Below are 20,251 nucleotides of genomic sequence, written 5' to 3'. Positions count from 1 at the left end.
TCAGCTATCGCTGTTTGCCGCCGAAACCGGTGAGGAACGCCGTGAGATTGTCGCCGAGCGCGTCGCAAAGATAGCCGCCTTCCTGGACGATAACCGTCGGCAGGCCGAGCTTGGCAATTGCCTCGCCGATCCGCGAGAAACCGGGCGTGGTCACCGAAAGCCCGCCGAACGGATCGCCCTCGAACGCATCGAGACCGAGCGCCACGACCAGCGCGTCCGGCGAAAAGGCGCGGATACGCTGGAACGCCACTTCGAGGGCTTCCAGAAACGCCGCGTCGGCTGATTTGCGCGGCAAGGGCAGGTTGAAATTATAGCCGAGGCCCGGACCTTCGCCGCGCTCGTCGGCATGACCCCAGAAGAACGGGTAGAAGCGCACCGGATCGGCATGCAGCGACACTGTCAGCACATCGGCCCGGGCATAGAAGATGCCTTGCGTGCCGTTGCCGTGATGCAGGTCGACATCGAGGATCACCACCCGCCCCACTTGCTTGCGCAACACCTGGGCTGCGACCGCCGAATTGTTGATGAAGCAAAAGCCGCCAGCGACATCGGCAAAGGCGTGGTGGCCGGGCGGCCGGCAGAGCGCATAAGCGGCAGGCGCGCCCGATATCACCGCTTCGGCTGCCTCGACTGCACTCCAGGCGCTCCACAGCGCGCTGTGCCAGGTTTCGGCGGAGATCGGGCAAGCGGTGTCGGCCATGTGGTAGCCGGCCTGGCCGACCGCCGAGGCCGGATAGGACCCTGTGCGGGCCAGTGGATGGATGTTGGGGATGACTTCCGCGGATGCGCCCTCGATGCGCTGCCAGCGCGCAAAAATGTGTTCGAGGAAGGCGAGATACTCCGGCGTATGCACGGCCGCCACCGGGCCTAGGCCATGTTCCCTGGGCCGCTCGATCATCAATCCGGCGGATTTTGCGCCGGCTAACAATCGCTCTACCCGCTCCGGCTGTTCGGGATTGGGCTGCGGCGCACCGCTGGACAGAAAGGCCTTCGGGTCGTGGCGTTTCTGCTCCTCGGCAAAGAAGGCTTTCATTCCGCGTCCCCATCCTGCGCTGCATCGGCAAAGGCGAAAAAGGCATCGCCAACAATCTTCTGCGTCTGCTCGTAGCTCGACCAGGCGATGCCCAGCCGCTCATAAAAAGCCTTGGCGCCGTCATTGTCGGTGTCGACGGACAGCCTGAGATAGGCGCCGCCATCCCGGCGGCAGTCGAGCGCGACCCGGCGCAGCAGTCTTTCGCCGATCTTGCGGCCGCGAAACCGGTCCTCGACATAGAGGTCCTGGATATAGACGCCGGGCCGCCCCATCCATGTCGAGAAGATCGGGAAATGCAGGCAGAGCCCCGCAAAATCGCCGCCGATCTCGGCGATCAGGGTGGAGAAGGCGGGTTTGTCGCCAAAGCCGTAGCGGCGGAGATCGTCGGCAGTGGACGTGATCTCCTGATGCGCGCCGATATGGGTGCCGAGCTTGAGCAGCGCGGCATGGATGGTGTCGACGTCGTCGATGGTGCCGGGGCGGAGGGTGACTGTACTCACGATAGGCAAGGCGCCCAGGCACCCCCCTCTGTCCTGCCGGACATCTCCCCCTCAAGGGGGGAGATTGGCAGCTTTGGCGCTGCCATCCATTTTGCAACGATTGAGATTGGCGAAGGCCGCAGTGACATCCGATCTCCCCCCTTGAGGGGGAAATGGCCGGCAGGCCAGAGGGGGGTGTGCCAGAAGGCCATCATCGCAGATCAATCATCTCAAAACGCCACCCTATCACCGCCCTTCAGCGCCAGCATCTCGCGCGCCTCGGTCGGCGTTGCGACCTCCAGCGACAGGCCATCGAGAATGGCGCGTATCCTGCGCACCTGATCGGCATTGGATTTCGCCAATTGCCTTCCATCGTAGAGACTGTCCTCCAGCCCGACGCGGACATTGCCGCCCATCGCCGCCGCGATCGAGATCAGCGGCATCTGGTGGCGGCCGGCGGCGAGCACCGAGAACTGGTAGCTGTCGCCGAACAGCTTGTCGGCGATGCGCTTCATATGGATGAGATTGTCGGGATCGGCGCCGATGCCGCCGAGAATGCCGAGCACGAACTGGATGAACAGCGGCCCCGACACCAGCCCGCGGTCGCGAAAATGCGCCAGCGAATAGAGATGGCCGACATCGTAGCATTCGAACTCAAAGCGCGTGCCGCAGCCCTTGCCGAGCTTTTCGAGCACGCCTTCCATATCGGCAAAGGTGTTCTTGAAGATGGTGTCGCGCGTGGCTTCGAGCAGCTTTGGTTCCCACTCGTGCTGCCACTCCCTTGGCTTGTCGAGCATCGGGAACAGCGCGAAATTCATCGAGCCCATGTTCAGCGAGCACATTTCCGGCTCGGCCCGCAGTGGTGCCGCCAGCCGCTGGTCGAGCGTCATCAGCGACGAACCGCCGGTGGTGATGTTGATCACCGCATCGGTCGCTTGCTTGATGCGCGGCAGGAATTGCATGAACACCTCAGGATCGGCGGTCGGCCGGCCGTCTTTGGGATCGCGGGCGTGGAGATGCAGGATTGAGGCGCCGGCCTCGGCCGCCGCGATGGCGTCAGCCGCGATCTGGTCCGGCGTCACCGGCAGATAGCGCGACATGGACGGGGTGTGCACCGAGCCAGTGACCGCGCAGGTGATGATGACTTTCCTCGGCGCCATTCTTTAGCCCTCAGCCTTCGACCGGCAGGTCGAGTTCGGCGGCCAGAACTTCCAGCGAATCGCCGATGATGGAAATGATCTCGCCGACCTCTTCAGCCGTGACGATCATCGGCGGCGCCACCATGAAATTGTCGCCGTCGACACCGCCCTTGACCCTGCGGCCGTAGATGATCAGCCCGCGCTCGTAGGCGAGGTCGAGCAGGCGCTGCGTGGTTTTCTTGCCTTGCTCGATCGGCCGCAGCGTGTCGGGATCGGCAACCATCTCGGCGCCGGTGAGCAGGCCTTTGCCTCGGACATCGGCGATGAACGGAAAACGCTTCGCCAGCCCTTTCAGCCCGTCCATCAGCACGTCGCCCATCGCGGCGGCATTGGCGATCAGGTCGAGGCGGTCCATCTCGCCGAGCACGGCGAGCCCGGCCGCGCAGGCGAGCGGATTGCCAGCATAGGTGTGGCCATGCTGGAAGCCGCCCGACGCCAGCAGCGGCTCGACCAGCCGCATCGGGGCGGCCAGCGCGCCGAGCGGCGCATAGCCGGAGCCAAGCCCCTTCGACAGCGCGACGATGTCGGGCTTGCAGTTCCAATGGTCGCCGCCAAGGAATTTTCCGGTGCGGCCGGCGCCGCTCATCACTTCATCATGGATGAGCAGGATGCCGTAGCGGTCGCAGATCTCGCGTATACGCGGATAATAGCTGTCCGGTGCGACGAGGGCCGAAGTCGCCGCACCGCCGATCGGCTCCATGATGAAGGCGAGCACGCTGTCCGGGCCCTCGGCCTGAATCTTCTCCTCCAGCATGTCGGCATAGCGGACGCCGCGCTGCTCCATCGAAAGATTGTCGCGGTCGCGCCATGCCGTCGGCGCCGGCACGGTCGGCATCACCCGCATCATCGGTGTGAACGTTTCGGCCAGCGCATCGTCGCCGGTTATCGAAAGCGAACCCAGCGTGCCGCCATGATAGGAGGGAAAACGCGTGATAACCTTCCAGCGCTTCGGCTGGCCGGTCGCGACCGCCCATTGCCGCGCCAGCTTGATGCAGGATTCCGTCGCCTCCGAACCGCCGGAGACGAAGAAGATTCGGTCCATGCCCTCCGGCAGTTTGCCGGCGAGCTCCCGCGCCAGTTCTTCCGCCGGCTCGTTTTCGAAATGCAGGCGGTAGGCGAAGGTGGCGCGGTCCATCTGCCGCTTCATGGCGTCGAGCACGTTGCGGTTGGAATGGCCGATATTGGCGACCATCGGTCCGCTCGATCCGTCGATGAAGCGGCGGCCGTCCTGCGTCCACATATAAATGCCTTCGGCGCGGTCGATCAGCGGCCGGCGCAGGCTGGAGAGGTAGAACAGGTGCGAGGGCGCGCGCGTTCCTGAACCAGTTGATGAGGGCTTCTGCATGTCAGGACTTTCCGAGGTAGCGATCGATTACATTCCTGGTCACGCGCTCGACCATCGGGTCCTGCCTGAGCAGGCCGGCGACCCATTCGCAGCTTCCGGCGTGGAAAACCTCGCCCTTGCCGCGCGGGAAATTGACGATCATGCCGTTGCCGCGTTTGACCTTTTCCAGATTGGCGTCGGTCGCCTCGCCAAACAGCGTTTCGGCCGTAAAGCGGCCATCCTCGTCGGTGAGAAACTGGTCCTCGATCGGGATATCGGCGCTTTCCTCGACCTGGCTCGCCATGCCGACGGCCAGCACCTGCAGCCCGTCAGGCGCACCGCTGTCCGGTGTCGGATAGGGCAGGCCGCCGCGGATCTCGAAATCGAGCCCGTCGACCTCATAGCCATAGACATGACTGTCGGCGCCAAGCAGGTCGCCATAATAGATTCCGGTGCCGGCAAAGGCCCAATGCTCGGGCCGATAGACCGGAAAGCCGCGCACGCCGCGCGGCGCGCAGCCGCCCCAGCCGGCATAGACGCCCCTCGTTGCGTTGAGGCCGAAGGTCAGAGCGCCGGGACGGCCGATCTCCGGCGCTTCCCAGGAGTTGGTGGCGCGGGTGACGTCGCCGCCATAGGCCGGGTCTTCGGCCCGCGCGCGGTATTTGTAACAGACCTGCCGGCGGCCTTCGTCCTCCAGCCTTGTCTGCCACATGAAATTGCCGGCAAAGCGCGCCGCATGGCCGCCGCGCTCGACGTAGCTGTCGACGGCGTCCCGCATTTCCCAGGTCCAGTACTCGTCATGGCCGCCGAAGACCACGCAGTCATAGCCATCGAGGATTTCGGGCGAGAAGTGCAAATCGTGCTGGCTGGCGAGATCGACGCCGTAGCCGGCGCGCTCGGCAAAGCGGAAGAAGTGGCAGTCATAGCTCGCCCAGCCGGAGGAGGTGTATTTCTTCGAATGTCCGGTGGCGTACGCCCATTCCATGTGCGGATAGCGCGGCACTGTTTTCGGCGGCACCGCGACCTCCAGGGGCACGCGCGGCGCGTCCTTGGGCAGCACGACAAAGCCGCGGCACCACGGCCGCTGCGTCGACACCATGCGCGCATACTGGTCGCGGCCAGGTCCGGTGATACCCTGATAGGCGTTGGAGCCGCCCCAGGTGTTGTAGGACAGCCAGGTGCCCGTCGCCGCCACCTGCAGCACGCGACCGGGTTTTCTGCCGGGCAGGGGCGCGACGATGATGAGGTGATGGCAATGGATAGGCTCGCGCCCGTCCGCCGTCAGCGTCAGCCGATAGGCGCCGGATGGCCAATCGTCGCCGATGCGAAATTCGAAAGACGCCTCCCAGCCGCAGCCTTCGACCGAGCACTGGTCGGGCGTATCCTGCCAGCGCGCCGAAAGCCCCGTTTGCTCGAAGACCTTTGTCTCGCTGCCGCCGTCGCGGACAATGACAATGCTGAAGCGCGGCGCCGTCGAGCTGACATGCATCGTCACGGTCTCGCCGGCGCGGTAGGAAAATCGATCAGAATAGCACCAGATCTCGCCCCGCTCGCCGTCCATTCCCGGCCATTCATAGTAATGGCCGCGCACTGCCTCGCGGCGCTGCTCGGGCGTCAGTCCGAAATCGGGAAATTCGGTTGGCAGATGGGTCATGAACACCGGAAAAGTGACAGGCCGCCATTTCGGCCATCTGCCGGCCAAGCGTCAAATGGAAACGATCGGGCCAGCAATTGCATACGACACAATTGCTTGGCCGCTCTTGGCCGCACCCGGCAAACCGACTATCTCAGGCGAGGCGGTATGTTCCGCCTCGGGAGCCGGCATGCTGAGAGTGCAGAAGGTCAAGGTCGATGACATCTACGTGCCGACGGCGCGCAAGAAGACGCTGCATCCCGAAACGGTCCGGCACCTGGCCGAAGACATACTGGAAAACGGCATGAAGACGCCGATCCAGGTTCGCAATGACGGCAAGCGCCACATCCTGGTCGAGGGCCTGCACCGGCTGGAAGCCGCCAAATGGCTCGGCGAGACCGAGATCGACGCCTATCTGGTGCAAGCCAAGCGCCACTGAGGCGCGCGACCGATCGACAACAGCCAAACCGATCATTTTTCCGCGGATTTTTTCGCAGGGCATGTCGGCACGCGGCGTGCTCGCTCGTCCTTGGGGGGAACCTGAGGAGACCGACATGTCCAGACGAATCTATTTCGCCATTCTTGCCTCGGTCGCTGCCTTGTTTGCAGCGCCCGGCCCAGCCAATGCAGAGGAGACCAAGCCCGCCATGACCACCGAAGCAACAGCCATGCCGAAGCCGGAAAAGTCCGGCCTGCTGCCGATCGACGGCCTGAATTACTACTATGCCGTCTACGGCAAGGGCGAACCGCTGCTTCTGCTGCATGGCGGCCTTGGCACGTCCGACATGTTCGCGCCGTTGCTGCCTAGACTGGCGGAAAACCGCACCATCATTGCCGTCGACCTGCAGGGCCATGGCCGCACCGCGCTCGGCGAGCGACCCTTCAGCCTGGAGGGGATGGGCGACGACATGGCTGGTATCGTCAAGGCGCTCGGCTATGACAAGGTCGACGTGCTTGGCTATTCGCTGGGCGGCGGCGTCGCCTTCCGCATGGCCGTTCAGCATCCCGAGACGGTGAGACGTCTGGTCCTGGTCTCGACCGGCTTCGCCGCCAATGGCTTCTATGACGAGATGCGCGGCCAGCAGGCGCAGGTGAGCGCGGCCGCCGCCGATTTCATGAAGGACACGCCGATGTACAAATCCTACGTCGCCGTCGCCCCACGTCCCGACGATTTCCCCAAACTGCTCGATGCGCTGGGCAATTTCATGCGCAAGGATTACGACTATTCCGCCGATGTGGCGAAGCTGAAGATGCCAGTCATGCTGGCCTATGGCGACAGCGACATGTACAAGCCCGAGCACGAGATCAAGTTCTACCAGATGCTCGGCGGCGGGCTGAAGGATGCCGGCTGGATGCGTGAGAACCTGTCGCAGAACCGGCTGGCCATCATTCCCAACCGCACTCACTACGACGTCTTCTTCGCACCGGAACTGACGGCCGCGGCACTGCCCTTCCTCAATGGCGAAACCAAGGTGAAGACCTGGGACGAAGTCCTCAGCGAAACGAAATAGCTTGCCTGAAAATACATGCCGGCCGTCTCGAAGAGGCGGTCGGCTTTTTTGTGCCTGCGAAGCTACGGAGCCTTGGCGCAGCCATTGGTCCTATCGGCGCAATCGATGGCGCCATCAGGGCTTTTCAATTGACCGGAAGGTACCTGTCGATATCATCAAGAGACCTTCAGTGCGATGGGTTCGAATGATGACGAAATACCAGGGCGGATGCCATTGCGGGGCAGTGCGCTACGGCTCCGAGGCGGCGCCGCTTAACCAGCGCGTCTGCCACTGCCGGCGCTGCCAGAAGGTCATAGGCGCGGCGTTCAACGCCCGCCTTTTGTTTCGCATCGACGATGTCACGGTCGAGGGAGAGGTGGCGACGGTCAACACCTCTCCGGACCTCAAGCGCGGCTTTTGCGCCGCTTGCGGCACCACGCTGTTTTCCCGACGCGACTCCGCCGGCATCGTCGGCATCACCACCGGCTCGCTCGACGATCCCTCGCTGTTCAAGCCGGAAATGCATATGTGGACCGCCTCGAAGCAGCCCTGGCTGCAGCTCGATGACGGCCTGCCGCACCATGAAGGCGCGCCGCCTCCGAACTGACGCCGGCCTTACCGGAAATTAATCCCGAAACCACGACATAGCCGGCAAAGCGTCATTGGCGGGCCATGATTGCCTGCCTATCTGTCGTCTGCGGGCCGGTATCGAGGAGACGACCGATGAGCGACAGAATCAGCACTCTGGACGAGCTTTTGAGCGATCCGATGGTCCTCCTCGTGATGGAGCGTGACCGCGTGCGCCCCGAACAGGTTCGCCTGCTGCTCGAACGTGCCCGCCGCCCGGCCGCCGACGCCGTGCCACCGGCGCATGTGGTGGCGAAAAGCTGCATGCAGCAATGGCTGGGAAGGTAAGGCTATGATCCTTCGTCCGGCCAATTCCTAATAACTTGATTCAAACTTTGTTGGTAATTTCTCGTTAGTAATCGAGGCCGGTTTGTCCGGCGGCGTCTGTTTGCCTTCGGTCTGTTGTGTTTTGCGTACAGGTCCAGATGCGGATTTCAGGCGTCGTCAGTTTCATGTTGGCATCGCTGTGGCTTGCCGGCTGTTCGTCCACAGCGGGCGTCGATGGCTTGCAGCCGTCGAACGAGACGACCAGTTCGGTCGTGCGTCCGAGCGCGCCGGTCACAGCGGCTCCGGCGGAGACCGCCGACCTCGCGCCGATGCGGTCCGACATGGTGGCCGACAACGCTGTGGCCGACAATGCGCCGCCCTTTTCCATGGTCGAGGAAGAAGAGGCCATCGTCGCGGGCACGCCGCAGGGGAGCACCAGACCACAGCTCGAGCCCGCCGCTCTGATGTCTGCGCCGAAGCGGTTGACGCGCGCGGCGCCGGCCATGCTGGCCTCGCCGGTCACCCGCTACGGTTTCCGCGACGCCAAGCCGATCAATTTCGGCAAGGCTTCGCCACGCTACCTTGCCGTCCACGGCGTCGACGTCTCGCGCTGGCAGGGCAATGTCAACTGGCGCAAGCTGCGTGCCCAGGGCGCCAACTTCGCCTACATCAAGGCGACCGATGGCGGCGACCATCTCGACCCGATGTTCATGAAGAACTGGCGCAATGCCGACGCCGCCGGGCTGAAGCGCGGCGCCTATCATTTCTTCTACTGGTGCCGCACTGCGGGCGAGCAGGCCGACTGGTTCATCCGCAATGTGCCGAGGGTCGAAGGCGCGCTGCCACCGGTAATCGATGTCGAGTGGAACGGCGAATCTTCCTGCAAGCGGCGGCCGTCGCGGGCCACCGTGCTGGAAAAGATGAAGGTGTTCATGGACAAGCTGGAGCGCCATTACGGCCAGCGGCCCATCATCTACACCGCGCCGGATTTCTATCGCGACAATCTCAAGGGTGCGTTTCTCGATTATCCGTTCTGGCTGCGCGCCGTCGCGCGGCATCCCTCAAAAGTCTATCCCGGCCGCAAATGGCTGTTCTGGCAGTATTCCGGCTCCGGCCTGTCGCACGGCGTGACCGGCCGCATCGACCTCAACGTCTTCCATGGCGACGAGCGCGCCTGGCGGGCATGGGCAGGCGGGCAGACGACCGTCGCCGACGCCGACTGAACGTCAGGCAGGTGCCGGTGCGCCTGCGCTGCCTGCCGCTGCGCCTTGGGTTGAATTTTCAGCATCTCGCTAACGATCCGCTCACTCTGTCCTTTAGCGGTATCGCAACAGCCTTCCGGTAACGTGCCCGTGATCGGGTTTCGGAGGGGTCCATGCGCAATCCAGTTGTGGCTGTCGCTCTTGCCGCCGCTGTCGGCTACGGGTTTTTTAGCTCGCTCGGCCACATGCCGGGCGGAAGTGGCGCTTCGCTGGCTGAGTCGAAGCAGAACGTCGTGTCTTATTCCACCGAGGACAAGGCGATGCAGGCCGCCAAGGACAGCGGCCGCTCGACCCTCAAGCGCTTCCACGAACTGATGAACGCCGGCACGCCCGGCACCTACACGGTAAAATTCCCGCTGACCCAGAACGGCGCCACCGAGCATATCTGGCTGCAGCTGGTCGGCTACAGCGAAGGCTCTTATATTGGCCTGCTCGCCGACGTGCCGGTCAATGGCAACAAGTACAAGATGGGCGACAGGATGACGGTAACCGAGGCCGACGTCGAGGACTGGATGATCAAGAACGGGAAGGTGATCTACGGCGGCTACACCACGCGCCAGGCGCTTGCGGATATGCCGAAGGAACAGGTCGCCAAGTACGGGTTGACCTTTAAGGATTAGACACGGGCGAGCTTGATCGTGGCGCCTTGAGGGTTATCGAGCCGTTCGCGTTCGCGTATCTCTGCCGTTTGCGCCAGCACCCAGTCGCGAAACACCTTGATTTTGGGCGCGTTGCGGCGGCTCTCCAGATGCACCAGCCAATAGCCGTCGCCGTCCGAGCCAAGCACGTCGAATGGCTGTATCAACTGGCCCTTTTCCAACAGGGCGCTGTAAAGGTTTCTGGTGAGGATCGCGGCGCCCTTGTCGGTCAGCGCCGCCATCGCATCATAGGCCTGCGTACCCAGCTTCGGGCCAGCGATGACGCGATCGGGCTCGAACGGCACGCCGGCAGCCTTGAACCAGATTTCCCACCAGGGATCGTCGGCACAGCATAGCGGCAGTTGGTAGAGATCCTCAGGGCGGTGGATGCCGCCGACGCTTTCGGCGAGTCTCGGGCTGAGCATCGGCGTATAGTCCGCCTTGAACAGATAGTGAGCCGTCAGGCCCGGCCATTTTCCACTGCCGGTGCGAATGCCGACATCCATGTCGCCGCGCGTGAAATCGACCAGCCCGTGCGATGTATTCACCTTCACGGCAAGATCGGGATGCATCAGCTGGAATGTTCCAAGCCATACGGCCAGCCAGTTCGATGCGAAGGTTTCCATGGTCGTCACCGACAGCACGCCGGTCGCTCCACCCTTGGTGGCGACCCATGCGTCGGCCAGGGTCGAGAACGCGCCTGTTGCGTGCGGCGCCAGCTGCTGTCCGGCCTCGGTCAGCGCGATCTGCCTTGTTTTTCTTATGAAAAGCGGCGTTCCGGCACGTTCTTCCAGCACCTTTATCTGATAGCTGGCAGCTGATTGGGTCATGCCGAGTTCTTCGGCTGCCTTGGTGAAACTGCCCAGCCGGGCCGCGGCTTCAAAGACCCTGATGGCTCCTAATGGTGGTAGTTCCCAGCTCATGACGCATCAATCCCGCTGATGCATACTACGCGACGTTCGATTGGAAACCAAGCCCGGAAAACGGCATGCTGCATTCATCGGATCAAACCCTGGAGGATACGGCAATGACCACCACCATCGCTCTCTACAACACGCTTCGCCGCCCGGTGCTCGACCTCTTCACCGCGCCGTTCAGGCCTCGCAAGCGCGGCCTGCTCGACCGCCGCTCGCTGTCGGATCATTTCCTCAGGGATATCGGTATGCTTGACGGACGCGTGCCTCCCGGCACCATTGGCTAACAAGCTCTTTGACCAGGGGAGGGAAAGATGACTGTGCCATCCGAGGATCTGGCGAAGAGCCGCCAAACGATCAACGCCTATGAGGACTATGCCGAACGCTACGACGCTCTGGTGCGGCACGTTCCGAACCAAAGAGAACAGAAATGGCTGAAGCGCCTGGTGAAGATCGCCGGCAAAGGCGGCCGCATACTGGAAGTCGGCTCGGGACCCGGATACGACGCGGACTTCGTCGAAGGGCTCGGTGTCCAGGTTCGGCGCACAGACGCAACGAAGCGGTTTCTCGAGTTGCAGGCCGCACGCGGCAAGCATGGTGAGTTTCTCGATCTCATCACCGACGATCTCGGCGGCCCCTACGACGCGGTGCTCGCATTGTGCGTCCTGATCCACGTGCCGCGCGAGCAGGCCGACCAGGTGCTTGCCAAGATTGCCGGGTCGCTGCGGCCGGGCGGCGCCTTCCTCGTCTCGATGCGCATTGGCGATGGCGAGAAGAGCGGCGAATATCATACGGTCTACTGGCGCAGGGACGACTTCGCGGCCCGACTCGAAAACGCCGGGCTGGTTCTTGTCGGAGACGAATTCAACGTCGGCCGCGATCGCGAAGAGTGGACCACCTTTCTGGCTGTGAGGCCGTCATGACGCGCCGCGGACTGTTTTTGTTCGTGCTGCTCAGCCTCCTGTGGGGCATTCCCTATTTGTTGATCAAGCTGGCGGTTGCCGAGGTGTCGGTGCCCTTCCTGGTCTTTGCCCGAACAGCCGTCGGCGCCCTGGCGCTGCTGCCCTTCGTCCTTGTCCAGCGCAGTTTCGGATGGCTGAAGACACATTGGCGGGCGGTCGCCGCATTCTGTCTGGTCGAGATGATCCTGCCATGGGGGCTGATCACCCATGGCGAAGTCAGCATCGACAGTTCCACCGCGGGACTGCTGATTGCCATGACGCCGGCCGTAACCGTCGCGCTCTCAAAGCTGATGGGCTCGGATGAGCGGCTGGGGATACGCCGCTGGACTGGCCTTTTCCTCGGTTTTGCCGGTGTCTTCGTGCTGGCGCTGCCGACCTTGGGTGGCGGATTTCTCGCGGTCGTCGAGATTCTCATGGCCGCGGCCTGCTATGCCTCGGGTTCGATCATCGCGTCGCGCTGGCTGAACGATGTGCCGGCTACCTCGCTGACGGCAGTCTGTCTGGCAGGGGCCGCGCTGATCTACGCCGTGCCGGCGGCGTTGGCCTGGCCGGCGGCCATGCCGTCGACAACGGTGGTTGGCGCAATCCTCGGTCTTGGCGTGTTTTGCACGGCGATTGCCTTCGCCACCTACTTCCTGCTGGTGCGGGAGATCGGCCCCGAACGGGCGGTCGTCATAACCTATGTGGCGCCCGCCGTCTCCGTGGCAGCCGGCGTGCTCGTCCTTTCAGAGCCGCTCGATATCGGCATTGTCGCGGCCTTCGCGCTCATCCTGTGCGGATCATATCTCGGCACGTGGCGCGCTCCGCCAGAACCGTCCGTGTCCGCGACCTCGGCAAGTTGACCCGCGGCCGCCAGCCGCCGTCAGAAATAAGGGCGCAGGTTCTCGCGAATGCGGTCCAGCACCGTCTTTCCCGATCTATCAGCGGTGAAGGTCTTGCCGGTGATGGTCTCAAAGGCCTGCGTATAGACACGCGACGTCTGCTCGATGAGTTCGGCGGGGATTTTCGGAATACGGTCCTTGTAGGGATCGCAGCGCGCGGTTACCCAGGCGCGAATAAAGTCCTTGTCGAAGCTTTGCGGCCGCTCGCCTGCCTTGAAGCGCTCCTCATAGCTTGCCGCAAGCCAGTAGCGGCTGCTATCGGGCGTATGGATTTCATCGGCAAGGACGATGGCGCCATCCTTGTCCGTGCCGAACTCGTATTTGGTGTCGACCAGGATCAGGCCGCGCTTGGCGGCCAACGCCTTGCCGCGCGCAAACAGCGCCAGCGCATAGCGCGAGACGGTGTCCCATTGCTCTTCCGACAGCAGGCCGCGCGTCAGGATCTCGTCGCGCGTCAAGGGCTCGTCATGGCCGCCATCGAGCGCCTTGCTGGTCGGCGTGATGATGGCCTGCGGCAGCTTCTCATTGTCGCGCAGTCCGTCCGGCAGGCGGATGCCGTACATATCGCGTTCGCCGTTCTTGTATTTCGTCAGCACCGAAGTGCTGGTGGTGCCGGCGAGATAGTCGCGAACGACGATTTCCACCGGCAGAATGTCGAGCCTGGTGCCGACGACGACATTGGGGTCGGGATAATCGAGCACATGGTTTTGGCAGATGTCCGCCGTTTCCTCGAACCAGTAGCGCGCCGTCTGCGTCAGCAGCTCTCCCTTGAGCGGTATTGCGGTCAGGATCACATCGAAGGCGCTCAGCCGGTCGGTGGCGATGATGATGCGGCGGCCATCCGGCAGATCGTAATTCTCGCGGACCTTGCCTTTGTAGTGGTTCGGGAGTTCCGGAATGAAGGCATCCGAGAGAACGCGCAGTGCTGTCATCCTGGTCTCGTGGCTCCTAACAGTTTGGGCGACTCTTAACAAAGTTGGCGGGGCTTCGATACCCGAGGAAGGGCGGTTCGTCCTTTGCGAATAATCAAGACATTGCCTTCGCCGTGCTATCTATTTGCAGCTTCCTGCACTCCTGGGGGACGCGGTGGACGTAGAGCTCAAATTTCTGATTGTCGGATTTGCCTGCGCGATCGCGGGTGGTCTGTCGTTCATCACCTTCGTCAAATGGCGCGAGGTGCAGGCGATGAGCCACTGGCTGCCGGCGCCGGGCAAGATCATCTCGTCGCGCGTCGAGGCGCGTGAAGTCAGAAGGTCGGGCGTCGGCTCGGACAGCAGCGACACCACCGAGATGCGCAATTTTCCGGCGATCACCTTCGAATACAAGGTCGGTAAAAAGAAATATCAAAGCTCGCGCTACAGCGTGAAGGAGAATCTGGGGAATTTCGAAGTCACCGAAACCCTGGCGCAGTTTCCCACCGGCGCTGAAGTGACCGTCTTCTACAATCCGGCCGATCCGGGCAAGGCCGTGATCGAACGCACCCTGCCGGACGGCGCCTTCAAGTTCATGGTCAAGCTCTCGGCCTGGCTGGTGATCGGCACGGTGGTGTTGGTGTTTTCGCTCGGTGGCGTGCTGGAGGCGATCCGGCCGCACCTGCCCAAGCCGCAGAACCTCGGCGCCGGAGCGCTGCTGCTGTTCATGGGCCTGATGATCCTGCGCATGGCCTTCGTCCAGAAGTCGCTTGCCGAGCAGGCGGCAAAATGGCCGGTCGCGCCCGGCCGCATCGATTCCTCCGGTCTGCAGGCGCTACGAAACTACAGCGGCCACCGACGCTGGAGCACCGTTTTCAAATCCCGCATCGTGTACAGCTACGGCGTCGCAGGCCAGCACTACACCTCAGACCGCGTCACCTTCGGCGCCACGGTCACCGCTTCAATGCCCGGCCTCGTCAGCGGCCAAGGGCGCAGCTATGCCGAGGGCGGCAAGGTCGACGTGCATTACGACCCGGCCAACCCCGCCTCGGCAGTGCTCGAATGCAGGGTGCGCGGGCTTTGGCTGCTGTGGGTCTGTTCGGCCGCGTTTCTGGGCGGCGCGGCGTGGCTGGTCGGTTTTATCTGAGGCGCCCACTTTCATGACAAGACATCCAATGATCGTCCGCAGGCTGGCTGTCGTTTCCCTGGCTCTGCTCGGCGCCGTGCAGGCAGCGAGCGCAAAAGAATGTCTGCTCAGCCATGCCACCTACCGCGAGCCGCGTTCGGGCGCGGTGATGCAATTCCGGCCGCTGAACAATGAGCCGGCGGCACTGGCGGCCGAAGTGTTTTCGGTGACCGTGCCCAACACCGACACGCGCTTGCCGGCCGACATCACCTGGACCAATGGCAAAAATTCGCTTCCGCTCGGCACCATCCACCACGCCTGCACCGACGACGACCGCGAAGCGGGGCTGGAGGATGGCAGCGGGATGTGCCGGATATGGATGGGCCAGGTCTATGCCTTGACCGGAGGCGGAGCCGAGCAGCTGAATTCACGCGAAGCGACACCGGCGCCGAAAGGGCTGTTGCTGCCCGATTTCGGCGCGGGCTTCACCGAATTTGCCGATTTCGCCAATGCCAATCCGGACGGCTCGGCCTGGGATGCCTTCACATTGACAGGATGCAGCGATGAATAGCGCCATGAGACCGATTGTCTGGATTTGCGTGCTGTTTGCCGCCGCGGCGATATCAGCCGCTGCATATGCGGACGAGCCGTCGCCGTCGCGCCCGCCGATCGACAAATGCGTCTGGGAAAAAATGGCCGACAAGACGGTTGGGCTGGCCGCTTGGGCGCAGCGCTGCGATTTCGGCTTCCGCCAGATCCATTTCGAGTTCGCCGGCAATGCGCTCGCCATCAAATACAGCGATGGCGGCACGCCCGATCCGCTGGTCGAGGTGTTCGACATTCAATCCGGCGAAACCGCAGAGGCCGCAGTGCTGCGACTGTTGCTGGAAAAGACCGACAAATCAGTCAGCGCCCGCTGCGTGCTGACGCCCTACACCGAGGGCACCGTGCCCACCGGCGTCAAACGCTACACATTCAGCCCCGATGCTGCCTATGCCAAAGAGCTGAAAGCGGTGGTGAGTGATGACGTTCCCGAACCACCCTGCGGCGACTGGGGCGAAATGCCCGACGGCATCCAGTACTTCGAGGTGCCGGCGGGCGAGGGGCACAAGCTGCTGTTTGTGCGTGCGGGGCAGGACGAGCCGCTGTTCGACGATCAGACGCTGCGGGTGTCGGGATAGGATGTTGTCCTGAAGGCTACCGCTTATGCCTCTACATATTCCGCGAGACTGATTCCTTTGGGCACCTCCAGCCCATCGGCACGCAAGCCCTCGATGTGAAAGCGTATAGCGTCGCGAATTTCGATTTCTACTTCTGGCACGGTAGCACCAGTTGCGATGCAGCCGGGTAGGTCCGGCACATAGGCAGAGAAATTGTTGCCTGCTTTTTCAATCACCACCGCGTAACGCATATAGTCACTCCTTCAAACCGGACTGCTTGAGGATGCTGTTCAGTGTTCCTGGCGCAACCTCTTCAGACGGTTTGCCGGCCACGGTGACGCGGCCGGCTTTGGTTTTGTGCTTATATTGGCGATGGCTGCCCTTGGTTGCAACCAGATACCAACCGTCGGTCTCCAGCAGGCGAATGACTTCGCGGACTGTAAGCCGAGGCGGCATGAGTTCTCAGCTGCACCCGCTCGTCGATCCACAAGTATCGCACTTCTCGCAGGTTCCGTTCCGCACCATTGTGAAGTTGTGGCATTCCGAGCATTCGTTGCCGGTATAGCCCTGCATCAATGATTGCTGACGCCGCGTAGAGGCAAGTGCCTTTGCCTCGGCCGCTTCTTTCGCTGCTTCGTCGGTGAACAGCCCGGTTGGGTCGGCTGCCTCTTCGTAAACGATGTCTTCGACCAATTCCTTGGCCCGCTCCTCATAGTCGCGCTTGTAGGCGATGGCTTCGTCGCTTGCTGGTTTCAGCGCTAGCACGTTGGAGCCCGAGAATGCAGTTGGAGTGACACGGGCAGGGGCCGCAGCGGGTGATCCGGCAAAGCCCTTGGGGTCGCCACCTAAGCCCGTCACCAACTTCACTGGTGACGCGCCGCGGGTAAGGCCCTTCGAGAACGGCGTCGCCTTGCCTTCGTTGATACCGCGTCCGAGCGCCGTCTTGTCGAAATCCGACTGGTCGACATGGGCGAGGTCGTGGCGGCCGAGGTAGGACACGGCGAGTTCGCGGAACACGTAGTCGAGGATCGACGTCGCATTCTTGATCGCGTCGTTGCCCTGCACCATGCCGGCCGGCTCGAATTTGGTGAAGGTGAAGGCCTCGACAAATTCCTCGAGCGGCACGCCATATTGCAAGCCAAGCGAGATGGCGATGGCGAAGTTGTTCATCATCGCCCGGAAAGCGGCGCCTTCTTTGTGCATGTCGATGAAGATCTCGCCGATGCGGCCGTCGTCGAATTCGCCCGTGCGCAGGTAGACCTTGTGGCCGCCGACGACTGCCTTCTGGGTGTAGCCCTTGCGGCGATTCGGCAGTTTTTCACGATCGCGGTAGAGGCGTTCGATGACGCGCTCGACGATCTTCTCGGTGACCTGCACGGCACGCTGTGAAGCGGGCGCCGCGATCAACTGCTCGACCGCATCGTCCTCGTCGTCCTCGCTGTCGGCGAGCAGCGACGAATTGAGCGGCTGCGACAGCTTCGAGCCGTCGCGATAGAGCGCGTTGGCCTTCAGCGCCAGCTTCCACGACAGCATGTAGGCGCCCTTGGCGTCTTCCACCGTCGCATCGTTGGGCATGTTGATGGTCTTGGAGATGGCGCCGGAGATGAAAGGCTGTGCCGCCGCCATCATCTGGATGTGGCTGTTGATGGACAGCGAGCGCTTGCCGATCTTGCCGCACGGGCTGGCGCAGTCGAACACCGCGAGATGCTCGGCCTTGAGGAAGGGCGCGCCTTCCAGCGTCATCGCACCGCAGACATGGATGTTGGCGGCTTCGATGTCCTTCCTGGAGAAGCCGAGCGCCGGCAGCATCTCGAACGAGAAGTCGTTGAGCTGCTCATCGGTGAAGCCGAACGTCTCCTTCACCCAGTCGGCGCCGAGCGTCCACTGGTTGAAGACGAACTTGATGTCGAAGGCCGACTTCAGTGCTGCATTGAGCGCCGCGATCTTGTCGTCGGTGAAGCCCTTCGCCTTGAGCGAGCCGGGGTTGACCGCCGGCGCCTGGTTCATGTTGCCGTGACCGACCGCATAGGCCTCGATCTCGGCGATCTGGCTTTCTGAGTAACCCAGTGTGCGCAGCGCTTCCGGCACGGCGCGGTTGATGATCTTGAAATAGCCGCCGCCGGCAAGCTTCTTGAACTTCACCAGCGCGAAGTCGGGCTCGATGCCGGTGGTATCGCAATCCATAACCAGGCCGATCGTGCCGGTCGGCGCAATCACGGTCGCCTGCGCATTGCGGTAGCCATGCTCTTCGCCGAGTTCGATGGCGCGGTCCCAGGCAGCCTTGGCGTGCGTGGCCAATTCCTGCTGCTTCAGGTCGGACGCGACCAGCGGCACCGGATTGACGGCGAGCTTCTCGTAGCCCTGTTTCTCGCCATAGGCGGCACGGCGATGGTTGCGCATGACGCGCAGCATGTTCTGCGCATTGCGGTCGTAATCGGCGAAGGCGCCGAGCTCGCCGGCCATCTCGGCCGAGGTGGCATAGGCAATGCCGGTCATGATGGCGGTGAGTGCGGCGCAGATGGCGCGGCCCTCGTCGGAGTCATAGGGAATGCCCGACGTCATCAAGAGGCCGCCAATATTGGCGTAGCCGAGGCCAAGCGTGCGGTATTCGTACGACTGCTTGGCGATCTCCTTCGACGGGAACTGCGCCATCATCACCGAGATTTCCAGAACGACGGTCCACAGCCGCACCGTGTGCTCGTAGGCGGCGATGTCGATGGTGCCGTCGGCATTGCGGTAGGGCAGGAGGTTGATCGAGGCCAGGTTGCAGGCCGTGTCGTCGAGGAACATGTATTCCGAGCACGGGTTCGAGGCCCGGATCGCACCGGCCGAAGCGCAGGTGTGCCAGTCGTTCATCGTCGTGTTGAAATGCAGGCCCGGATCGGCCGAAGCCCAGGCGGCGTAGCCGATCTTTTCCCAGAGGTCGCGTGCCTTCAGCGTCTTCAACACCTTGCCATCCTTGCGGGCGGTCAGGTGCCAGTCGGCATCGTCCTCGACGGCGCGCAGGAAATTGTCCTTCAGCGACACCGAATTGTTGGAGTTCTGGCCGGAGACGGTGAGGTAGGCGTCGGAATCCCAATCGGTGTCGTAGGTCTTGAACGACATCGAGGTGTAGCCCTGCTTGGCGAACTGGATGACGCGGTAGATGTAGTTCTCGGGCACGGCCGACTTCTTGGCCGCCTTGATCTCGCGCTTCAGCGCGGAGTTGAGCGCCGGGTCGAAACAGTCGTCATCATGGCCTTCGCAATTGATGCAGGCCTTCATGATCGCTTCGAGATGTTTTTTCACGATCTTGGAGCCGGTGACCAGCGACGCCACCTTCTGCTCTTCATTGACTTTCCAGTCGATGAATTCCTCGATATCGGGATGGTCGGCGTCGACAATGACCATCTTGGCTGCACGACGCGTGGTGCCGCCCGACTTGATGGCGCCCGCCGCGCGGTCGCCGATCTTGAGGAAGCTCATCAGGCCGGACGAACGGCCGCCGCCCGACAGCTTTTCGCCTTCGCCGCGCAGCATGGAGAAATTGGAGCCGGTGCCCGAGCCGTATTTGAACAGGCGCGCTTCGCGCACCCACAGGTCCATGATGCCGCCTTCGTTGACGAGATCGTCCTGCACGCCCTGGATGAAACAGGCATGCGGCTGCGGATGCTCGTAGGAGGACTTCGACTTGGTCAGCTTGCCGGTAAACGGGTCGACATAATAGTGGCCCTGGCTCGGACCATCGATGCCGTAGGCCCAGTGCAGGCCGGTGTTGAACCATTGCGGCGAGTTCGGCGCAACGCGCTGGGTGGCGAGCATATAGGCGAGTTCGTCGCGGAAGGCGCTCGCGTCTTCTTCCGACTTGAAGTAGCCGCCCTTGTAGCCCCAATAGGTCCAGGTGCCGGCCAGCCGGTCGAAGACCTGGCGGGCGTCGATTTCGGAACCGTAGCGCTCGGCTTCCGGCAGCTTGGCAAGCTCGGCCTCGTCGGCGACGGAGCGCCACAGGAAGGAGGGGACGTCGTTCTCCTCGACCTTCTTCAGGCGCGCGGGCACGCCGGCCTTGCGGAAATACTTCTGCGCCAGGATGTCGGCGGCAACCTGCGAGAACTGCGCCGGCACATCGATATTGTCCAAGCGGAACACCACCGAGCCGTCCGGATTCTTGATCTCCGAAAGCGCCTTGCGGAATTCGATCTCCGCGTAAGCTGATTGGCCTGGCTTGGTGAAACGACGCTCGATGCGCATTGGTCCGGTCCCTTTTGTCTATATATAGCGCTTTTCCCCGGGGATTTCTGCCCCCAATGCGAAACGCGCATGTCCGCCGTCTGCCGGCGTTCGAAAACACCGGCTCTCCTTGTGGCAG

Annotated in this window: 22 protein-coding genes; 12 read left to right on the top strand and 10 right to left on the bottom strand. The window is 62.8% G+C overall.

Going from position 1 to position 20,251, the window contains the following annotated elements:
• Positions 1-4: 4 nt before the first annotated feature.
• The 5 genes from NKI31_RS00575 to NKI31_RS00555 all read right to left on the bottom strand — a co-directional run bounded on the left by NKI31_RS00575 (position 5) and on the right by NKI31_RS00555 (position 5,689).
• Positions 5-1,033, bottom strand: a complete 1,029-nt coding sequence (locus NKI31_RS00575; RefSeq protein ID WP_023743114.1) for a histone deacetylase family protein — start codon at positions 1,031-1,033, stop codon at positions 5-7.
• The gene (locus tag NKI31_RS00570) at positions 1,030-1,533 is read right to left on the bottom strand and encodes a GNAT family N-acetyltransferase (RefSeq protein ID WP_031193711.1); all 504 of its coding nucleotides are present in this window, start codon (positions 1,531-1,533) and stop codon (positions 1,030-1,032) included. The genes NKI31_RS00575 and NKI31_RS00570 overlap by 4 nt, the downstream gene beginning before the upstream one ends.
• 209 nt (positions 1,534-1,742) lie before the next feature.
• Complete coding sequence (gene kce, locus NKI31_RS00565; RefSeq protein WP_023743112.1) at positions 1,743-2,672, bottom strand: 3,5-dioxohexanoate:acetyl-CoA acetone transferase; 930 nt, start codon at positions 2,670-2,672, stop codon at positions 1,743-1,745.
• 10 nt (positions 2,673-2,682) lie between these two features.
• A complete protein-coding gene (locus tag NKI31_RS00560; RefSeq protein ID WP_023743111.1) occupies positions 2,683-4,056 on the bottom strand; it encodes an aminotransferase family protein in 1,374 nt (457 codons plus the stop codon).
• A 1-nt stretch (position 4,057) separates the two neighbouring features.
• Positions 4,058-5,689 carry a N,N-dimethylformamidase beta subunit family domain-containing protein gene (locus tag NKI31_RS00555; protein WP_352650019.1) on the bottom strand — a complete coding sequence of 544 codons (1,632 nt, stop codon included), beginning with the start codon at positions 5,687-5,689 and terminating at the stop codon, positions 4,058-4,060.
• A gap of 169 nt (positions 5,690-5,858) precedes the next feature.
• On the opposite strand from NKI31_RS00555, the gene NKI31_RS00550 reads away from it, so the two are divergent.
• From NKI31_RS00550 to NKI31_RS00525, 6 genes are all read left to right on the top strand, one after another.
• A complete protein-coding gene (locus NKI31_RS00550) occupies positions 5,859-6,107 on the top strand; it encodes a ParB N-terminal domain-containing protein (RefSeq protein WP_023694150.1) in 249 nt (82 codons plus the stop codon).
• A 115-nt stretch (positions 6,108-6,222) separates the two neighbouring features.
• A complete protein-coding gene (locus NKI31_RS00545; protein ID WP_023834154.1) occupies positions 6,223-7,179 on the top strand; it encodes an alpha/beta fold hydrolase in 957 nt (318 codons plus the stop codon).
• Between the two features lie 187 nt (positions 7,180-7,366).
• On the top strand, positions 7,367-7,765 hold the full coding sequence (locus NKI31_RS00540) for a GFA family protein (RefSeq protein ID WP_352650351.1): 399 nt from the start codon (positions 7,367-7,369) through the stop codon (positions 7,763-7,765).
• A gap of 116 nt (positions 7,766-7,881) precedes the next feature.
• Positions 7,882-8,073: a hypothetical protein gene (locus NKI31_RS00535; protein ID WP_023669058.1), complete on the top strand. Its 192-nt coding sequence runs from the start codon at positions 7,882-7,884 to the stop codon at positions 8,071-8,073.
• 137 nt (positions 8,074-8,210) lie between these two features.
• Positions 8,211-9,275 carry a glycoside hydrolase family 25 protein gene (locus tag NKI31_RS00530; protein ID WP_023690159.1) on the top strand — a complete coding sequence of 355 codons (1,065 nt, stop codon included), beginning with the start codon at positions 8,211-8,213 and terminating at the stop codon, positions 9,273-9,275.
• 152 nt (positions 9,276-9,427) lie between these two features.
• The gene (locus NKI31_RS00525; protein ID WP_023697597.1) at positions 9,428-9,934 is read left to right on the top strand and encodes a DUF2314 domain-containing protein; all 507 of its coding nucleotides are present in this window, start codon (positions 9,428-9,430) and stop codon (positions 9,932-9,934) included.
• Here the strand turns inward: NKI31_RS00525 and NKI31_RS00520 are convergent.
• Entirely contained in the window at positions 9,931-10,875 is a 945-nt protein-coding gene (locus NKI31_RS00520; RefSeq protein WP_023697598.1) for a LysR substrate-binding domain-containing protein, read from the bottom strand. The genes NKI31_RS00525 and NKI31_RS00520 overlap by 4 nt on opposite strands.
• A gap of 65 nt (positions 10,876-10,940) precedes the next feature.
• On the opposite strand from NKI31_RS00520, the gene NKI31_RS00515 reads away from it, so the two are divergent.
• Genes NKI31_RS00515 through NKI31_RS00505 form a run of 3 tightly spaced genes read left to right on the top strand, consistent with a single transcriptional unit; the run spans position 10,941 to position 12,670 of the window.
• Entirely contained in the window at positions 10,941-11,153 is a 213-nt protein-coding gene (locus NKI31_RS00515) for a hypothetical protein (RefSeq protein ID WP_023697599.1), read from the top strand.
• Positions 11,154-11,180: 27 nt separating this feature from the next.
• The gene (locus tag NKI31_RS00510) at positions 11,181-11,789 is read left to right on the top strand and encodes a class I SAM-dependent DNA methyltransferase (protein WP_023669053.1); all 609 of its coding nucleotides are present in this window, start codon (positions 11,181-11,183) and stop codon (positions 11,787-11,789) included.
• Positions 11,786-12,670, top strand: a complete 885-nt coding sequence (locus tag NKI31_RS00505; protein WP_023697600.1) for a DMT family transporter — start codon at positions 11,786-11,788, stop codon at positions 12,668-12,670. The genes NKI31_RS00510 and NKI31_RS00505 overlap by 4 nt, the downstream gene beginning before the upstream one ends.
• A gap of 20 nt (positions 12,671-12,690) precedes the next feature.
• Here the strand turns inward: NKI31_RS00505 and NKI31_RS00500 are convergent, their stop codons facing one another.
• A complete protein-coding gene (locus NKI31_RS00500) occupies positions 12,691-13,632 on the bottom strand; it encodes a phosphoribosylaminoimidazolesuccinocarboxamide synthase (protein WP_023826152.1) in 942 nt (313 codons plus the stop codon).
• Between the two features lie 163 nt (positions 13,633-13,795).
• Between NKI31_RS00500 and NKI31_RS00495 the strand changes: the two genes are divergently transcribed.
• The 3 genes from NKI31_RS00495 to NKI31_RS00485 are packed head-to-tail and all read left to right on the top strand — an operon-like array spanning position 13,796 to position 15,927.
• Positions 13,796-14,767, top strand: a complete 972-nt coding sequence (locus tag NKI31_RS00495; protein WP_352535374.1) for a DUF3592 domain-containing protein — start codon at positions 13,796-13,798, stop codon at positions 14,765-14,767.
• 13 nt (positions 14,768-14,780) lie between these two features.
• Positions 14,781-15,317 (top strand): hypothetical protein, encoded by a 537-nt coding sequence (locus NKI31_RS00490; protein WP_245261341.1) that lies wholly within the window; start codon positions 14,781-14,783, stop codon positions 15,315-15,317.
• A gap of 4 nt (positions 15,318-15,321) precedes the next feature.
• Positions 15,322-15,927 carry a hypothetical protein gene (locus NKI31_RS00485; protein ID WP_352650014.1) on the top strand — a complete coding sequence of 202 codons (606 nt, stop codon included), beginning with the start codon at positions 15,322-15,324 and terminating at the stop codon, positions 15,925-15,927.
• Positions 15,928-15,950: 23 nt separating this feature from the next.
• On the opposite strand, the gene NKI31_RS00480 is transcribed toward NKI31_RS00485, so the two are convergent.
• Genes NKI31_RS00480 through NKI31_RS00470 form a run of 3 tightly spaced genes read right to left on the bottom strand, consistent with a single transcriptional unit; the run spans position 15,951 to position 20,133 of the window.
• Positions 15,951-16,157: a type II toxin-antitoxin system HicB family antitoxin gene (locus tag NKI31_RS00480; RefSeq protein ID WP_023669048.1), complete on the bottom strand. Its 207-nt coding sequence runs from the start codon at positions 16,155-16,157 to the stop codon at positions 15,951-15,953.
• A 4-nt stretch (positions 16,158-16,161) separates the two neighbouring features.
• A complete protein-coding gene (locus NKI31_RS00475; protein WP_023669047.1) occupies positions 16,162-16,362 on the bottom strand; it encodes a type II toxin-antitoxin system HicA family toxin in 201 nt (66 codons plus the stop codon).
• Positions 16,363-16,368: 6 nt separating this feature from the next.
• Positions 16,369-20,133: a vitamin B12-dependent ribonucleotide reductase gene (locus NKI31_RS00470; protein WP_352650012.1), complete on the bottom strand. Its 3,765-nt coding sequence runs from the start codon at positions 20,131-20,133 to the stop codon at positions 16,369-16,371.
• Positions 20,134-20,251: the final 118 nt, after the last annotated feature.

The sequence above is a fragment of the Mesorhizobium sp. M0659 genome (assembly GCF_040320605.1).
GTDB lineage: Bacteria > Pseudomonadota > Alphaproteobacteria > Rhizobiales > Rhizobiaceae > Mesorhizobium.
This window is presented reverse-complemented; position numbering and strand designations above follow the sequence as displayed.

What these genes read in the sequence shown, in the direction of transcription:
- NKI31_RS00575 (WP_023743114.1), bottom strand. Translation starts at nt 1,033, where the DNA reads ATGAAAGCCTTCTTTGCCGAGGAGCAGAAACGCCACGACCCGAAGGCC.
- kce (WP_023743112.1), bottom strand. Translation starts at nt 2,672, where the DNA reads ATGGCGCCGAGGAAAGTCATCATCACCTGCGCGGTCACTGGCTCGGTG.
- NKI31_RS00560 (WP_023743111.1), bottom strand. Translation starts at nt 4,056, where the DNA reads ATGCAGAAGCCCTCATCAACTGGTTCAGGAACGCGCGCGCCCTCGCAC.
- NKI31_RS00555 (WP_352650019.1), bottom strand. Translation starts at nt 5,689, where the DNA reads ATGACCCATCTGCCAACCGAATTTCCCGATTTCGGACTGACGCCCGAG.
- NKI31_RS00550 (WP_023694150.1), top strand. Translation starts at nt 5,859, where the DNA reads ATGCTGAGAGTGCAGAAGGTCAAGGTCGATGACATCTACGTGCCGACG.
- NKI31_RS00545 (WP_023834154.1), top strand. Translation starts at nt 6,223, where the DNA reads ATGTCCAGACGAATCTATTTCGCCATTCTTGCCTCGGTCGCTGCCTTG.
- NKI31_RS00540 (WP_352650351.1), top strand. Translation starts at nt 7,367, where the DNA reads ATGACGAAATACCAGGGCGGATGCCATTGCGGGGCAGTGCGCTACGGC.
- NKI31_RS00535 (WP_023669058.1), top strand. Translation starts at nt 7,882, where the DNA reads ATGAGCGACAGAATCAGCACTCTGGACGAGCTTTTGAGCGATCCGATG.
- NKI31_RS00530 (WP_023690159.1), top strand. Translation starts at nt 8,211, where the DNA reads ATGCGGATTTCAGGCGTCGTCAGTTTCATGTTGGCATCGCTGTGGCTT.
- NKI31_RS00525 (WP_023697597.1), top strand. Translation starts at nt 9,428, where the DNA reads ATGCGCAATCCAGTTGTGGCTGTCGCTCTTGCCGCCGCTGTCGGCTAC.
- NKI31_RS00520 (WP_023697598.1), bottom strand. Translation starts at nt 10,875, where the DNA reads ATGAGCTGGGAACTACCACCATTAGGAGCCATCAGGGTCTTTGAAGCC.
- NKI31_RS00515 (WP_023697599.1), top strand. Translation starts at nt 10,941, where the DNA reads ATGCTGCATTCATCGGATCAAACCCTGGAGGATACGGCAATGACCACC.
- NKI31_RS00510 (WP_023669053.1), top strand. Translation starts at nt 11,181, where the DNA reads ATGACTGTGCCATCCGAGGATCTGGCGAAGAGCCGCCAAACGATCAAC.
- NKI31_RS00505 (WP_023697600.1), top strand. Translation starts at nt 11,786, where the DNA reads ATGACGCGCCGCGGACTGTTTTTGTTCGTGCTGCTCAGCCTCCTGTGG.
- NKI31_RS00490 (WP_245261341.1), top strand. Translation starts at nt 14,781, where the DNA reads ATGACAAGACATCCAATGATCGTCCGCAGGCTGGCTGTCGTTTCCCTG.
- NKI31_RS00485 (WP_352650014.1), top strand. Translation starts at nt 15,322, where the DNA reads ATGAGACCGATTGTCTGGATTTGCGTGCTGTTTGCCGCCGCGGCGATA.
- NKI31_RS00480 (WP_023669048.1), bottom strand. Translation starts at nt 16,157, where the DNA reads ATGCGTTACGCGGTGGTGATTGAAAAAGCAGGCAACAATTTCTCTGCC.
- NKI31_RS00475 (WP_023669047.1), bottom strand. Translation starts at nt 16,362, where the DNA reads ATGCCGCCTCGGCTTACAGTCCGCGAAGTCATTCGCCTGCTGGAGACC.
- NKI31_RS00470 (WP_352650012.1), bottom strand. Translation starts at nt 20,133, where the DNA reads ATGCGCATCGAGCGTCGTTTCACCAAGCCAGGCCAATCAGCTTACGCG.